Annotated in this window: 16 protein-coding genes; 3 read left to right on the top strand and 13 right to left on the bottom strand. The window is 37.3% G+C overall.

Annotated features, from left to right (window positions below; genetic code table 11):
* Window positions 1-12 precede the first annotated feature (12 nt).
* Window positions 13-219: a DUF378 domain-containing protein gene (locus tag KE503_RS01685; protein ID WP_022375189.1), complete on the top strand. Its 207-nt coding sequence runs from the start codon at window positions 13-15 to the stop codon at window positions 217-219.
* Window positions 220-385: 166 nt separating this feature from the next.
* A complete protein-coding gene (locus KE503_RS01680) occupies window positions 386-952 on the top strand; it encodes a flavodoxin family protein (protein ID WP_022375190.1) in 567 nt (188 codons plus the stop codon).
* Between the two features lie 146 nt (window positions 953-1,098).
* On the opposite strand, the gene KE503_RS01675 is transcribed toward KE503_RS01680, so the two are convergent.
* The 13 genes from KE503_RS01675 to KE503_RS01615 all read right to left on the bottom strand — a co-directional run bounded on the left by KE503_RS01675 (window position 1,099) and on the right by KE503_RS01615 (window position 13,478).
* Window positions 1,099-2,076: an electron transfer flavoprotein subunit alpha/FixB family protein gene (locus KE503_RS01675; protein WP_022375191.1), complete on the bottom strand. Its 978-nt coding sequence runs from the start codon at window positions 2,074-2,076 to the stop codon at window positions 1,099-1,101.
* Between the two features lie 18 nt (window positions 2,077-2,094).
* On the bottom strand, window positions 2,095-2,898 hold the full coding sequence (locus KE503_RS01670; protein ID WP_022375192.1) for an electron transfer flavoprotein subunit beta/FixA family protein: 804 nt from the start codon (window positions 2,896-2,898) through the stop codon (window positions 2,095-2,097).
* 20 nt (window positions 2,899-2,918) lie between these two features.
* Entirely contained in the window at window positions 2,919-4,055 is a 1,137-nt protein-coding gene (locus KE503_RS01665) for an acyl-CoA dehydrogenase family protein (protein WP_055196264.1), read from the bottom strand.
* Between the two features lie 79 nt (window positions 4,056-4,134).
* Complete coding sequence (locus KE503_RS01660) at window positions 4,135-5,562, bottom strand: FAD-binding oxidoreductase (protein WP_022374598.1); 1,428 nt, start codon at window positions 5,560-5,562, stop codon at window positions 4,135-4,137.
* A 60-nt stretch (window positions 5,563-5,622) separates the two neighbouring features.
* Window positions 5,623-7,176: an L-lactate permease gene (locus KE503_RS01655; protein WP_022374597.1), complete on the bottom strand. Its 1,554-nt coding sequence runs from the start codon at window positions 7,174-7,176 to the stop codon at window positions 5,623-5,625.
* A 557-nt stretch (window positions 7,177-7,733) separates the two neighbouring features.
* Complete coding sequence (locus tag KE503_RS01650) at window positions 7,734-9,221, bottom strand: ATP-binding protein (protein ID WP_022374596.1); 1,488 nt, start codon at window positions 9,219-9,221, stop codon at window positions 7,734-7,736.
* On the bottom strand, window positions 9,211-10,530 hold the full coding sequence (locus KE503_RS01645) for a vWA domain-containing protein (RefSeq protein ID WP_212384346.1): 1,320 nt from the start codon (window positions 10,528-10,530) through the stop codon (window positions 9,211-9,213). Before KE503_RS01645 ends, KE503_RS01650 begins: the two co-directional genes overlap by 11 nt.
* A gap of 40 nt (window positions 10,531-10,570) precedes the next feature.
* A complete protein-coding gene (locus KE503_RS01640; protein ID WP_249182927.1) occupies window positions 10,571-11,530 on the bottom strand; it encodes a leucine-rich repeat protein in 960 nt (319 codons plus the stop codon).
* 247 nt (window positions 11,531-11,777) lie between these two features.
* A complete protein-coding gene (locus tag KE503_RS01635; protein WP_022374593.1) occupies window positions 11,778-12,047 on the bottom strand; it encodes a septum formation initiator family protein in 270 nt (89 codons plus the stop codon).
* A 1-nt stretch (window position 12,048) separates the two neighbouring features.
* Window positions 12,049-12,525 (bottom strand): spore cortex biosynthesis protein YabQ, encoded by a 477-nt coding sequence (gene yabQ, locus KE503_RS01630; RefSeq protein WP_022374592.1) that lies wholly within the window; start codon window positions 12,523-12,525, stop codon window positions 12,049-12,051.
* Window positions 12,525-12,812: a sporulation protein YabP gene (gene yabP / locus KE503_RS01625; protein ID WP_022374591.1), complete on the bottom strand. Its 288-nt coding sequence runs from the start codon at window positions 12,810-12,812 to the stop codon at window positions 12,525-12,527. The genes yabQ and yabP overlap by 1 nt, the downstream gene beginning before the upstream one ends.
* 59 nt (window positions 12,813-12,871) lie before the next feature.
* The gene (locus tag KE503_RS01620; RefSeq protein WP_022374590.1) at window positions 12,872-13,111 is read right to left on the bottom strand and encodes an RNA-binding S4 domain-containing protein; all 240 of its coding nucleotides are present in this window, start codon (window positions 13,109-13,111) and stop codon (window positions 12,872-12,874) included.
* Window positions 13,112-13,202: 91 nt separating this feature from the next.
* Window positions 13,203-13,478: an HU family DNA-binding protein gene (locus KE503_RS01615; RefSeq protein ID WP_055196268.1), complete on the bottom strand. Its 276-nt coding sequence runs from the start codon at window positions 13,476-13,478 to the stop codon at window positions 13,203-13,205.
* 238 nt (window positions 13,479-13,716) lie between these two features.
* On the opposite strand from KE503_RS01615, the gene KE503_RS01610 reads away from it, so the two are divergent.
* Window positions 13,717-14,553 (top strand): CvfB family protein, encoded by an 837-nt coding sequence (locus tag KE503_RS01610; protein WP_212384345.1) that lies wholly within the window; start codon window positions 13,717-13,719, stop codon window positions 14,551-14,553.
* The last annotated feature ends 8 nt before the right edge of the window (window positions 14,554-14,561 follow it).

Below are 14,561 nucleotides of genomic sequence, written 5' to 3'. Positions count from 1 at the left end.
TTTGATTTTATTATGGGAAATAAAGTTCTTGATTGCACAGCTTTAACTCTTACGATCATTGGTGCTATTAACTGGGGACTGATCGGATTCTTTCGGTTTGATCTGGTGGCATTTTTGTTTGGTGATATGAGTTGGTTGTCACGTGTAGTTTATGCACTTGTGGGATTGTGTGGATTGTATATGCTGGCGTTTTACCGACATTGTGGGGATGATGCATAAATAAAGGTTATGATAGAAGATTATCCATATGATTCATATGGATAATCTTCATAACTTTAGTTTATTGGCATCTTGAATTGAAAATTTATCTCCTTGTCAAGAAACATCTTTTGACATAGAATATTGTTTGTAACTGGATTCTTTACTTTTAGAAAGGACGAGGTAAATGAAAGTTTTATTATTAAATGGAAGTCCTCGCAAAGCTGGTTGCACTTTTACTGCTTTGACTGAGGTTGCAAATACTTTAAATGCACAGGGAATTGAGACTGAGATTTTTCAGGCTGGAGATCCTTCGATTGAAAATGTGAAGGTTGCAGCTAAGATCATGGAAAAATCTGACGCTTTAGTTATTGGGTCCCCTGTTTACTGGGCTTCTCCTAGTGGTCAGATCATTGAATTTATGGATAAATTCTGTTCTCAGGCTGGTAACTTTATGCTACATAAACCTGCAGCTGCTGTAACTTCCGCACGTCGTGCTGGTACAACTGCAACTTTGGATGTTCTCTTAAAATATCTTGAATATCATCAGATGCCTGTTGTTTCCTCAAACTACTGGAATATGGTTCATGGAAATACTCCTGAAGAAGTAAAACAGGATGAAGAAGGACTCCAGATCATGCGTACATTAGGAAATAACATGGCTTGGCTGCTTCGCTGTATTGAGGCTGGGGCTGCTGCCGGAGTTGAAGTTCCTGCTACTGAAGAGAAAATTAAAACAAACTTTATTCGATAAAATTTTGAGTTTCTTCTTATTATATAATATCTAAATATAAAAACGGAAAGAAAGGTCAGGCTGCCTTTAAGGCAATCTGACCTTTTATAAATGGTGAATATACATTAAGTATAGAAACAAGCTATTTTATAAAAATAGATTTTTATTTACTGTGCATCCTTGATCTTTTTGATCTCCTCGATCATAACAGGAAGCACTTTCATAACATCTCCAACGATTCCGACATTTGCTACATCAAAGATTGGTGCGTCTTCATCTTTGTTGATCGCTACGATGTATCCTGAATTCATGATTCCTGATACATGCTGTGTTGCTCCGGAAATTCCGCAGGCAATGTATAGTTTTGGTGCAACGATCTTTCCAGACTGTCCTACCTGATGGATCTTTGATACCCATCCATCTTCAATGGCTGGTCTTGTTGCTCCGACAACACCGCCTAAAATGTTTGCAAGTTCTTCAACTAATGCGAAGTTTTCCTTGCTTCCCATTCCACGTCCACCAGAAACGATGACTTCTGCTTCTTCTAGGTTGATCGTTTCTGCGATTTCTTTGACGCTTTCTGTGATCTTAGCTTTGACCACATCTTCTGGTACTTTGACTTCTTTTGCAACGACTTCCCCTTCTGATGGGTTCTCAACTTTCTGGAATGCTCCAGAACGAAGAGTCGCTACCTGTGGAGTACTTGTAATCTTTACATCTTCTAACACAGTTCCGCCATATAGTGGGCATGTGTATACAATTTCTCCATCTTCTGCTTTGACAGCTAAGACATCAGATGCACATCCTACACCTAATTTCGCTGCGACTGCTGGTGCGATGTCTTTTCCATCTTGTGTTCCACCGATAAATACTGCTTCTGGATTTTCGTCTTTTACTAACTGTGTTAAAACTGCTGCATATGCATCCAGATTATATTCTTTATAATCTTCGCTATCGACACAGATGACCTGATCGGCACCTGCCTCTGCTACTTTTTTCGCTGCATCTGCTACACCGCTTCCGATAACAACCGCTGTGACTTTCTCAGCATGTTCTTTGGCTGGTGAGAGCATTTCTAATCCAACTTTCACTGGATTTTCTTCTGCAGTTTCTACATATACCATGATATTCTTATATTCTGCCATGTCCTTTGTTCTCCCTTCCTAGAATACTTTGGCATCTGCCATCATAGCGACTGCTTTTAATGCTGAATCTTCTTCTGTTTCTTCCTGAATCTTGATTCCGGCTTCTTTCTTTGCTGGCTCATATAATTTGATCACCTGAACTTTTGCATTGTCTGCACCGACTTTTTCTTTTTCAAGATCCGCAAGATCAGCTTCTTTGATGTCACCGATTGGTTTCTTTCTGGCTGCCATTTTATTCTTGATCGTTGGGTAACGTGGATCATATTCTGGTTTTGTAACAGTAACAACACATGGTGCAGAAGCTTCTACTGTACGATATCCTTCTTCTGTTTCCTGTTTAGCTGTTACTTTGTCACCGTCTAAGGCAATTTCTGTGATATTTGTGATCACTCCGACTCCAAGTTCATCGGCTAACATGATTCCACCTTGTCCAAGTGCGGCATCTGTTGCTTCTTTTCCTGTGAATATCAAGTCGAATTTCTGACCATTATCTGCTTCTAATTTTGCTACTACATTTTTTAAGATATTTGCGATTCCTGTTGTGTCAGAATCTTTGAAAGCATCATCACTTACTAAAAATGCGTGATCTGCTCCAACTGCAAGGCAGTTCTTTAAGGAGTTTTTCGCTCCTTCTTCTCCAACACATACGATGGTTATTTCTCCTTCTGAGGATTCTTTTAATCGTGCTGCCATTTCAAGAGCATAGGTGTCAAATGCATTTACAACAGGTGTAACATTGGCTAAATCCGGTGCTCCATCTGCATTTAAATGGATTTCTACAGAATCATCCGGAACCTGTTTCATACAAACTAAAATGTTCATTGTCTTACTCCTTCTTATTTTTATCTTCCAATTGTATTGTTAGCGATTACGATTCTCTGGATTTCGTTACTTCCTTCGAAGATCTGGAAGATCTTAGCATCTCTTAATAATTTTTCTACTGGATATTCTCTGCTGTATCCATATCCACCAAACATCTGGATTGCTTCAGAAGCTACTTCCATTGCGATATCTGATGCATAGCATTTTGCGATCGCTGCTTCTTTGGAATGTGGTAATCCCATATCCATCTTTGTTAAGGCATGTGCAACCATCTGACGAGCAGTCTCTGTCTTGATTTCCATATCAGCTACTTTAAACTGCATTGCCTGATTTTTGATAACTGGTTTACCAAACTGTACTCTTTCCTTGGCATATGCGATACCTTCGTTGATACCACGCTGTGCGATACCTGTTGCAACGCATCCCATCCATGCTCTTGCCTGGTCTAATGTCTTCATAGCGATTGGGAATCCTCTTCCTTCTTCTCCGATCAGATTTTCTGCTGGAATACGGCAGTCTTCTAATACAACATCACATGTGTTAGATGTACGGATACCCATTTTATTTTCTTCATTTCCTGTGCTTAATCCTGGAGTTCCAGCATCAACTAAGAACATAGAAATTCCTTTTGTACCTTTTGTTTTATCTGTCATTGCTGTGATGCAATAGAAAGATGCGATACCACCATTTGTGATGAAGCATTTTCTTCCATTTAATACCCATTCATCACCATCTTTGACAGCTGTTGTTGTACCTGCACTTGCATCAGATCCTGCTCCTGGTTCTGTTAAACAGAAAGCTCCAAATCCACCATCAATGATCTTCTGGCATACATGTTTTTTCTGTTCTTCATTTCCTGCGATCAGTACTGGTTTTGTTCCTAATCCACTGGCTGAGATTGTTGTTGCAAATCCTGCATCTGCGATAGCCATTTCTTCGATCAGTGCTGCAACGTCAACTCTTGATAATCCTGGTCCACCATATTCTTCTGGTACTTCTAATGAATGTAACTGCATTTCAATGGCTTTGTCATAAATTTCTTTTGGCCATTCTCCACTAACGTCATATGCTTTACACTGTTCTTTTACTTCGTTTTCGCAAAATTCGTGTACATCCTGTAATAAATCTTTTGCTTCCTCTGAAATTAAATATGCCATCTTGATATCCTCCTAAAATTACCTTAAAAAGCTTTGTCTATGTTTTTTGTTTATGTTTGTCTTATTGTTTTTATATAACTTATAATTTGTAACAGATCTTACCTGGATTTAAGATCATATTTGGATCAAATACTTCTTTGACACCTTCCATGATCCTCATCTGAACTGGTCCGAGAGATTCTGCTAGATAATCCATCTTTCCATGTCCGATTCCATGTTCTCCAGAAATCATTCCACCAAATTCTGTTGCTTTTGCATATACTTTATCCATAAAGACTGCAACCTGTTTCTTAAATTCTGCTTCTTCCATGTCATTGCTGCATGCATAGATATGTAAGTTACCATCTCCAGCATGACCAAAGCTCTTAACTCTGAAATCAGCTTCTGCTTCCAATGATTTTGTATATGTTAAGAATTCTGCGATCTTATTTGTTGGAACTACAACGTCGCATTCATCTAACAGTACAGTATCTGCTTCAATCGCCTCAAGTAATGCTCCACGGACAGCCCATGCATCTTTCTTTAAGGCTGGTGTATCAGCAACTAATACATCGATCGCTCCTGCTTCCACTACAACTTCTGCTGCCTGTTCTACGATATCTTCTAACTGTTCTTCAGAATTTCCATCAAATGTTGCCAGTAAATAAGCTCCAACTTCCGTACCTTCCATTTCCTTTGGATAAACCTGTTTTCCAAGGAATTTTTCTGTATCCATTACAACTTCTTTTTCCATGAATTCCAGTGCCTGTGGTGCTAAATGATTCATAAAGAATTTTGGTACTGTTGCGATACAATCTTCCAGATTCTCATAAGGAATGATCAGACTGATCACTGATTTTGGTGCTGGGATCACTTTTAATGTAAGTTCTGTGATAATACCTAATGTACCTTCAGAACCGATCATTAAGTTTAATAAGCTGTATCCTGAACTTGTCTTTGATACAGTAGCTCCAAGTTTCACAATCTCACCTGTTGGAAGTACAACTGTCATAGCTCGTACATAATCTCTTGTACAACCATATTTAACAGCTCTCATACCACCAGCATTTGTTGCTACATTTCCACCAACGGTTGCAAATTTCTCACCTGGATCTGGTGGATATAATAATCCTTGTTTTTCTGCATCCTGAGCAAGATCATTTAAAAGGACTCCTGACTGAATCTTAACTACAAAGTTTTCTTTGTCATATCCAAGAATCTTGTTCATCTTTGTAAGAGAGATCATAACACCGCCACCGATACTTACGGCTCCTCCTACTAATCCTGTTCTTGCACCACTTGGGGTTACAGGAACCTTGTTTTCATTACAAAGTTTTACAACGGCTGCAACTTCTTCTGTCGATGTTGCTTCTACCAAAACTTCTGGTTTTGCTTTTCCGTAGATTGCCATTTCATCATGGGTAAAATCTTCATTGATCTCATCACCCACTAAGACACGTTTCGGAGCGATCTCTTTGAATTTCTCGATCATCTCTGGTGTCACCTTGTTATACTGATACTCACTCATCTATCTTCCTCCTTAAAAGTTAATACCTTTTTTATCTCTTGGAAATGGTGTTCCATTTTCCTAGATCAGTCTTAATCCGAAATAGCAGACAAGACCATAGATCACTGCAAATAGTACGAAATATTTAATAACCTTTGTTAAGATCTCACTTTCTTTTCCAACCGTTGCTGTTGCCGCTGTCGCTACTGCGATACTCTGTGGGGAAATGATCTTTCCTGCGGTACTACCAACTGTATTTGCTGCTACCAGCCAGATCTGGTTGATATTTAATTCTGCTCCTGTACTTGCCTGTAATTTAGAGAACAGAACACTGCTTGATGTAGAACTTCCTGTAACAAATGTTCCAATAGATCCGATCAGTGGTGCAACAAGTGGATAGAAACTTCCTGTTACTCGAACGATAAAATCTGCAATAGACTGTGTCATTCCGCTGTATCCCATGATCTTTGCAGTTGCAAGTACTGCCATAATCGTAATAATTGTTTTTAACATCTGTACGATAGTTTTTCCTAATACACCAAAGATTTCTCCGATCGGACATTTCTGAATGATTCCTCCGATAAATGCTGCTATAAGGATCAAGACTCCTGGTGTTGCAACCCATGTAAATGTATATGGTGCTGCGCCTTCTCCTGTGTAGATCGGTACATTTGATTTGATCGCTGATAATGGATCATGAATCGCTGGTACCAATGTGGATGTCAGTAATAGGAATACCAATACTAAAATAAATGGACTCCATGCAACCAATGCATCTTTGACTGTCAATGATCTTTCGTCTTCTTTTTCTTCGATCTCAACATCAAATTTACTTGATTTACCCTTAAGCATGACTTTCGCTAAGATGATCGTGACTGCCATACTACATACAGATCCAATGACTGCTGGAAGTTCTGCTCCGATAAATTTTGCTGTCAGATACTGTGGAATCAAAAATGAAACTCCAGACATCAATGTAATAAATAAAATTTCTTTATAATCGCCAAGTCCTTTGGCTCCCTCGTGTTTTCCTGTGATGAAAACAAGGAAGAAAGGAACTAAAATTACCATAATTGCTAATTGAAGTACAACGTAAGATGCTGTCATATGAGGACTGAATCCTGTAACATTTGCTGCAGTAACAGTTGGAATTCCGATGGATCCAAATGCAACTGGTGTGGTATTCGCTACCAGACAGATCATTGCTGCAAAAATTGGATCAAATCCGAGTCCGCAAAGGATTCCTGCTGGAATTGCTACGGCTGTTCCGAATCCTGCCATACCTTCCATAAATCCTCCAAATCCCCATGAGATGATAAGAACAAGGATTCTTTTATCCTTTGATACGGAAGTTAACATCTTTTTGATAAGTTCCATGTTTTTCGTATGTACGACCAAGTTGTAAGTAAACACTGCTGCCACGATAACCAGACAGATTGGCCAGATTGCCATTGCAAATCCTTCTAACCCTCCTGTCAGGACATCAATAATCTTCTGCTTCCACAAAAAAAGTGCTTCAACGGCTGTGATAATCAAAGCGATCGGACATGCTACATGACCTGCCATCTTTAATCCGCTTAATGCAATGATCAGCCAGATGATTGGAAGCATCGCTAATAAAAAGTGAATGAACATTCTAGGTTCTCTCCTTTCTTTTCAAATATGAACGGTTCCCGATATCCTATTTTTAGCGTATACGCGACATAGTAAGATTGGTCCTACCAGTTACTGTACTTATATGGTAGGACCAATTTGATAAAAAGTCAAGTTATTTATTTTACAAACATATTTATTTTCTTTGAAAATTGGTATTATTTTTAGTTAAATTGCACAAAAAACAGCATTCTTCTCTTTGGTGGTCCGACCAATTTAAGCCATTTGTAAGAATACTGTTTTTTACTTCTGTATTAAATTTTCATCATTTTTTACAAAATTCGATTTTATTCTTATTTTTTGATCTTTCTTAAACTTATATCCTTTTTCTGCACTTGATCCATAAAACAATCGATAACAGAATGGAAATAATATCCCTTATATCCGCTTTGTATTGATTGTAAACCGAAAGGTAATTTTTTTGTATAACAACCGACGCGCATAAATAATAAAAGGAATGTTGCTTTAATGCAACATTCCTTGAAGTTAACGGGAAAAGTTCTCAAATTTTCCAATCTTACAATTTGCCAATTATAAAATTAAAATTTCTTCTCTAATTCATTCATCTCAGCTAATATCTGCTCCTGCTGTTCATCAAACAAAAGCCCCTTATTATACTGATAATATTTATCGCATCCATTTTCCTTAATAAACCAAACGCTGTAATAATTCACATTCAGTTCAGTTACAAACACAACCATCTCCTGGCTCTGTCCAAAGGCTTCTTCCATAAAATCAAATGCATTGTCTAATGCCTTAGATGTATCTTCAATCTGCTGTTCTAACCTTTCTGGTTCTTTCTTGAATTCTTCGCGGACACGTTCAAATTCTGCATCAGCTTCTAAGTGTTCTGCCTTGCTGATCTGTTCGTACCCTTCTAGAGTCTTGATCACATCAAGCAGCATATGTTCCTGAGCTTTTCCGAGTTTCTCTGTCTTTTTCTTTTCATTAAAATCTTCGTGAATCTCTTTTACCACCTGACTTAATGTTTTTCCTGTTTTTAACTGTTTTAACCAGCCAAATAATTCTGTGACATAGGCATCCTGACGATAAGATTGGGCAAACATTTCGGATAATTTTCCGTTTAATAAACCTACAACACTTAGTTTTTCATCGAATGCTGCAAATTTCAGTCTTCCGATCGTTTCCTGATTCCATTGTCCTTGCAAGATGCGTTCAATACCATAATCTTCTTTGTATTTCTTGTAAAGTTCGTAGTAGTTAGCAAAATCTTTGGCAATCTTTAAATGCTGCAAATACTGGAAAACAACTTCTCTGTCGATGTCTTTTCCTAATTCTTCGTAGACTTTTAACAGCTGAGAAAGATCTTCCCATCCCCTGGCTGTAACAAACGCTTTCCCGTCTACGGTTGTTTCCATACGATAGAAATATTCTTTGCGGATTTCAAGATACGCAAGGATTGCTGGATGGATTCCTGCCTGATATGCGTATTCTTTCCATACTTCATAGTCAGCTTCCACATCGATCTTCTTCATACGGTCCAGTGTTACAACGTCAAAATCACGAACAGATTTGTTGTACTCTGGTGGGTTTCCTGCTGCCACGATGATCCATCCATCTGGTACTTTCTGGTTACCAAACATCTTGCACTGTAGAAACTGAAGCATCGTTGGTGCTAATGTTTCGGATACGCAGTTGATCTCATCGATGAACAAAATTCCCTCTTTATTTCCTGTCTGTTCAATTTTTTCATAAACAGATGCTATGATCTCACTCATCGTATATTCTGTAACAGAATATGTCTGTCCTCCATATTCTTTTTCTCTGATAAATGGCAGTCCGATCGCACTTTGTCTTGTATGATGTGTGATCGTGTAAGCTACCAGACCAATCTCGCATTCTCTTGCAATCTGTTCCATGATCTGTGTTTTTCCAATTCCCGGAGGTCCCATCAGAAGAATTGGACGCTGTCTTATGGATGGGATTTTGTATTCCCCGTAGTTATCTTTTGTTAAATATGCTTCAATGGAATCTTTAATTTCCTGTTTTGCTCTTTTAATGTTCATGTTCTTCTTCTCCTTCATCAAGATCTTCCGCATCAACGATCAGTTTGACCGCCCATGGCGGTACATCTATATCTTCGTATTCTTTCTGCATAAAGATAAATGCAGTCTCATATGATGGTTTCTTCTTTGGATAGGTTCCTTTTCCATCTGTAAAATAGATAAGTCCTTTCAAATGATAAAATTCACCTTGCTCGATCAGCTGATTGACATACTCAAATGCTGGGCGGAAATCTGTTCCACCTTCTCCGATCAATTCCAAATGTTCCATGTATTCTTTTAATTCTTTTTCATCTGTGATCTTCTGATCATTTTGCACCATCTCATCACACTGAATAATATGAATATTTACTTTATGGAAAAAGCTTTCTGCTTCTGTTAATACATCATAAGTTTCCTCCAGAAATTTCTTTACAAGGTCTCCAGAACACGACATTGACGTATCAATAACAATCGCAAAATCTTCTACCTTTTTTACTTCTTTCCATTCTTGTGGTTCGATCAGCGGCATGTTTCCGTACATCGAAAGTCCATAACTGTAAAATATATAATCAAAAGAATCTGGATCAACACTGACTTCTTCTCTTAAAACAGAAAATTTCCTTAAAAATTCTCGGTAATCATAGCGATCTCTGTTTTCAACCTGTACTTGTCCGATCAAATCTCCCGCCTGCTGTGACTCCTCACTTGAAAATGTTTCCATATCTGTTTCTGTTTTTTCACTGATATTTTTCCATTTATTTTCTACTTCCTGATGCAGATCCTGTTTTGGATCTTCCGGCCAGTATTGATGATCATCTACATGAAATTCCATCTGCAGTTCTTTCTGCTTCTTTTCATCCAGCCCTAAAGAGACGAGGTATTTGTAAATTCCCTCTGCCGTAAATACTTTTAACTTCTTTTCAATCTGCCTGTATGTATCTTTTCTAAGCCTTGTCTGTACCATATGGATACATTTTAAATGCCAGTGATCAATAATGGATTCCACTGCAATATCGCAGGAAATATTCCACAATGTTTTGTCCCTTCCTTTTCTTCTTGTTATATGATGAAGAATACAGTGCAAGACCATATGCAGATAAGCTCTGTTCATTCTCACTCTGCTGCTTTTATACATTCCTCCAAGAGCTCCTGGATGATAAAACATACACATTCCATCCGTTCCCACGCCATTTACAGAAGGATCGATCACATAGGCAAAACTGCTCAATGCAACATCTAAAAAACGCATATGGATATATAATTCATTTCTTGTTGTCGCAAGAATCTTTGTCCCAAGTTCACTGAGACGTTCATTGATATTTTCTTCCATTCTCGTCATATCCTTTTATTTTTTATTCTTTTCCTACCTGTTACAATTCAAAAGTTTTCTTTTTCTTTGGAAATCTTTTATGTTGTTCATTCATCAAAAAACTTAAAGGTTCCGTTTTATGTTTTTTTGATGCCCAATCAATCGCTGCTTCAATCCCATCTTTTGTAAAATAATTTTTTTCTGCCATAAACTGTACAAATGGCATCTGGTTCTCTTCCGTCAGATAATTCATCATTTCACACTGATGCTGCTTTATATAGCCTTCATATTGCATCCATGCAAAATCAGACATTCCATATGGCATCAACATACGGCCAGATAAGATTTTCCAGATAATATCTGGATCTTCCTGTACTGCGGCCACTGGAAATACGTCATCATATTTTCGATAATCAATTTCTCCTCTCAAAAAGCTCTGACGATACTGATATCCTGTTCCATGAAAATGTGTTTCTATAATTCTTGCTGGTGTATTCTCTACCGCTTCCTCATAATATTCTGGGTAAAACAAACAGCTTTTTGTACCTTCATTCTTATAATTTATATGCACTTGCAAAGGGAAACGGGTATCCCTTACAACATCACGCAATGCACTTTTTTTATTTTCATAGACATCATAACATATCTTTTGTAATTTGCATCCTGTAAAAATTCCCGCCCCGGTTCTTAAAAGAGAATCTGAAAATCCAAGAGTTGTTAAATTTACACATCCGTAAAACGCATATTTCCCAATCTCAACTGCTGTATGCGGAAGATAAACTTCTTTGACGTTTTCTCCACAAAACATCGGTTCTTCTTCATTTTCAAAAAAATCTTCTCCGATTTTAATTTCCTTTGCTTCGTCTTCTTTTCTTTTGTGCGAAGAAAATGCATAATCACCAATCTTTGTAACTGCCTTTCCTTCAATCTGTGCTGGAATCGTTACCTGTTGCTCCTGGCTGAAACATCGAAGTACTTCAATTCCACCATCTTTTGCATTTCTGTATTGTATCTTGAGCATCGTCTTTTCCTCTGCCTTTCTTTGCCTCTGTATACACTATCCTTATTATAGCCGACTGACAAGAAATAGCAAGAATAGCAAAAAGTAATTTTCATAATATAAATAAAACAGTGGAGAAGGGATGAAAACTTTCGCCTTCATCCCTTCTCCGGAAAATTATATGAGTGTAAATGTTTTAGATTGGCATCTTCCCCTGTCAATCTTCACCAGACGGAAAATGCCAAGAATGTTTGATTTTGATCATCTCCTAGTCAGAACCCTTCAGAAGATATTCTCCTGGATATAATAGTCCAAACTTCTCTGTTGCAGTCTTCTCAATAAATTCTTTTGTCTTAATATATTCTTTCTTCTTCTTTAGTTCATCTTTCTTTTCTTTCTCTTTCTTGATCTGAGCTTCTACCTGTTGCTGCTCTTTCTCAAGTTTCTTTGACTTCTGATGAAGATTCATATAAGCAAATGCCAAGATGACCACAAATACAACCACAATAACCAGAATGACCTTCGTTCTCTGGTCCATATTATTTTGTTTTCTCCTTCGTGCCACTTTGACCACCTCTTTTAGTTTGTTTCTTTAGTGCCATTGTAACGTTTTTTTTCTCTTTTTTCAATCTCCATTTTATATTTCTTTGAATAGAAATCATAGGTTTTGTAATTATCTCATATATAATTTTAAAAATGTTGGTTATCCTTGAAAAAAAATATATAAGCCATGATATGACATATGAACTTATTTTTATATAATATAGAAACATTCCTATAAATATCCCTATAAAAAAAAATCCTCTTAATTCCCCATGATTATATGTACAAAGGAACCAGAAACTTATGACTGCCACAAACATAAAATACAAAATGTCCTCAACTGCTGTAAAAAATAATCCATGTTGAATTACTGCTCGAAATGCCCGCAAAATATCATAGATACCAAGAAGTCCTATCCCAAGCAAAATGGAAGATAAAAAGAACATAAGCGGTGCCGTCACAACCTCTTGCATTATTTTAACAACCTTCCTAAAAATCCTTCTTTCTTTCCATGTTCTTCATCCATATTAGAATATAAAAAGCTGTCGATCTTACCTGTAATCTCCACTTCGCCTTTCTCCACCAACAATTTCTTTACATGAAGATTGATCCCTTTGATCATCAATAATCCCTGATCCGTATCAAGAATGATCTCGTTAAGGTCAAATGAGACAACATCCTTTACTCCTGTGATCACTCCAAGATTTCGGTTTAACAAACTGATCTTATGTGCTCTTACAGGTTGTCTTTCCTCTATCATAAATTAGCTCCTTTCCAAAATGTTTTATACATCTTATGAAAGGAGCCAAAAAAACATACCTATAAAAATTTGTACAGATCTGCCGCTTCATCCTTCTTTACAGTTTCTGCAACAGAAACAACTTCTACGGCTGTCTCTCGATTTCCAAACTGGATATCAATACGATCTCCAGGTTTTACATTCGTTCCGGCTTTGGCCGCTTTGCCATTTACTAACACTCTCCCTGCACTGCAGGCTTCATTCGCGACAGTTCTTCTCTTGATCAATCTTGATACTTTTAAAAATTTGTCCAAACGCATAATATTCTCCTCCCAACTCATCATAGAAAATCATATAGAAAAAACTGCCGGATCTATGAGAACCGGCAGTTTATAATATTAAATGAACATTCTATTCGTTTACAATATCTTTTAAAGCTTTTCCTGCTTTGAATTTAGGTGCTTTAGAAGCAGCAATACTCATCATCTCTCCTGTACGAGGGTTTCTTCCTTCTCGTGCAGCTCTTTCTGTTACTTCAAAAGTTCCAAATCCTACTAACTGGATTTTCTCACCTTTCTTTAATTCTTCAGCTACTACATCTGTGAAAGCTTTTAATGCCTTTTCTGCATCTTTTTTAGACAATTCTGTTTTCTTTGCAATTGCTGCAACTAATTCTGTCTTGTTCATTAAATTTTCCTCCTAATCTCAAATCAAACATATTCGTTTATGTCTGTGAATTTGCATAAGATAATTCTATAGTCTTTCCTCATCTAAGTCAAGTAAAAACTTCAAATAAAGCACGATTTTATGCTGTCTTCTGGCTTTTTCTTTCGCTTTTTTATAGAACTGTGTTATAATGTGTGAAAACGACAAAAATCAATGATTAAGTGTCTGACAAATCTAAAAATTAAGAAAGAGGATAACTATGATTCAATTAGGTAAATTTCAAGATTTATACATTGTAAAAAGAAAGGATTTTGGCGTATACGTTAATGACCAAAAAGATGTGACAGAAGGAAGTATTCTTCTTCCTGCCAAACAGGTTCCAGAACATGCAAAAATCGGAGATAAAATTTCTTGTTTTGTATACAAAGATTCTGAAGACCGTCCGATTGCAACCGTTCATATTCCAAAGATCACTTTAGGTGCGATCCGTCCACTCCGCGTCAAAGAAGTCAGCAAGATCGGTGCCTTTCTGGACTGGGGTTTAGAAAAAGATCTGTTTCTTCCTTTTAAAGAACAGTTAGGTCATATCCGTCCAAACAAAGAATATCTTGTATCTCTTTATATCGATAAAAGTAATCGTCTTTGTGCAACAATGAAGATTGGTAAATTACTATCTACTGAGCATAATTTTAAAGTGAATGACTGGGTACACGCTACAGTGTATAATATCAATCCTGACCATGGCGCTTTTGTTGCTGTTGAAGATCAGTTCCTTGGTCGTATTCCAAAACGTGAGATTCACAATAAGATTTCTATTGGTGAGCAGCTACGCCTTCGTGTCACAAAAGTTGCTGATGACGGTAAATTATCTTTAAGCCCTCATGAGAAAGCTTATCTGCAGATTGACCGTGATGCAAAATTAGTCATGGAAACGATTGAAAGCTATGATGGACGTCTTCCATTTAATGATAAAGCAAGACCTGCTACGATCGAACGTGAACTTGGTCTTAGCAAAGCCGCCTTCAAGCGTGCTGTTGGCCGCCTGTTAAAAGATGGTATGATCACGATCACTGATAATGGCATTTTAAAAAAATAATGAGGTAA

It is taken from the genome of Anaerostipes sp. Marseille-Q3525, assembly GCF_018223505.1.
Taxonomy (GTDB): domain Bacteria; phylum Bacillota; class Clostridia; order Lachnospirales; family Lachnospiraceae; genus Anaerostipes; species Anaerostipes amylophilus.
This window is presented reverse-complemented; position numbering and strand designations above follow the sequence as displayed.

What these genes read in the sequence shown, in the direction of transcription:
- KE503_RS01685 (WP_022375189.1), top strand. Translation starts at nt 13, where the DNA reads ATGGGAAATAAAGTTCTTGATTGCACAGCTTTAACTCTTACGATCATT.
- KE503_RS01680 (WP_022375190.1), top strand. Translation starts at nt 386, where the DNA reads ATGAAAGTTTTATTATTAAATGGAAGTCCTCGCAAAGCTGGTTGCACT.
- KE503_RS01675 (WP_022375191.1), bottom strand. Translation starts at nt 2,076, where the DNA reads ATGGCAGAATATAAGAATATCATGGTATATGTAGAAACTGCAGAAGAA.
- KE503_RS01670 (WP_022375192.1), bottom strand. Translation starts at nt 2,898, where the DNA reads ATGAACATTTTAGTTTGTATGAAACAGGTTCCGGATGATTCTGTAGAA.
- KE503_RS01665 (WP_055196264.1), bottom strand. Translation starts at nt 4,055, where the DNA reads ATGGCATATTTAATTTCAGAGGAAGCAAAAGATTTATTACAGGATGTA.
- KE503_RS01660 (WP_022374598.1), bottom strand. Translation starts at nt 5,562, where the DNA reads ATGAGTGAGTATCAGTATAACAAGGTGACACCAGAGATGATCGAGAAA.
- KE503_RS01655 (WP_022374597.1), bottom strand. Translation starts at nt 7,176, where the DNA reads ATGTTCATTCACTTTTTATTAGCGATGCTTCCAATCATCTGGCTGATC.
- KE503_RS01650 (WP_022374596.1), bottom strand. Translation starts at nt 9,221, where the DNA reads ATGAACATTAAAAGAGCAAAACAGGAAATTAAAGATTCCATTGAAGCA.
- KE503_RS01645 (WP_212384346.1), bottom strand. Translation starts at nt 10,530, where the DNA reads ATGGAAGAAAATATCAATGAACGTCTCAGTGAACTTGGGACAAAGATT.
- KE503_RS01640 (WP_249182927.1), bottom strand. Translation starts at nt 11,530, where the DNA reads ATGCTCAAGATACAATACAGAAATGCAAAAGATGGTGGAATTGAAGTA.
- KE503_RS01635 (WP_022374593.1), bottom strand. Translation starts at nt 12,047, where the DNA reads ATGGACCAGAGAACGAAGGTCATTCTGGTTATTGTGGTTGTATTTGTG.
- yabQ (WP_022374592.1), bottom strand. Translation starts at nt 12,525, where the DNA reads ATGCAAGAGGTTGTGACGGCACCGCTTATGTTCTTTTTATCTTCCATT.
- yabP (WP_022374591.1), bottom strand. Translation starts at nt 12,812, where the DNA reads ATGATAGAGGAAAGACAACCTGTAAGAGCACATAAGATCAGTTTGTTA.
- KE503_RS01620 (WP_022374590.1), bottom strand. Translation starts at nt 13,111, where the DNA reads ATGCGTTTGGACAAATTTTTAAAAGTATCAAGATTGATCAAGAGAAGA.
- KE503_RS01615 (WP_055196268.1), bottom strand. Translation starts at nt 13,478, where the DNA reads ATGAACAAGACAGAATTAGTTGCAGCAATTGCAAAGAAAACAGAATTG.
- KE503_RS01610 (WP_212384345.1), top strand. Translation starts at nt 13,717, where the DNA reads ATGATTCAATTAGGTAAATTTCAAGATTTATACATTGTAAAAAGAAAG.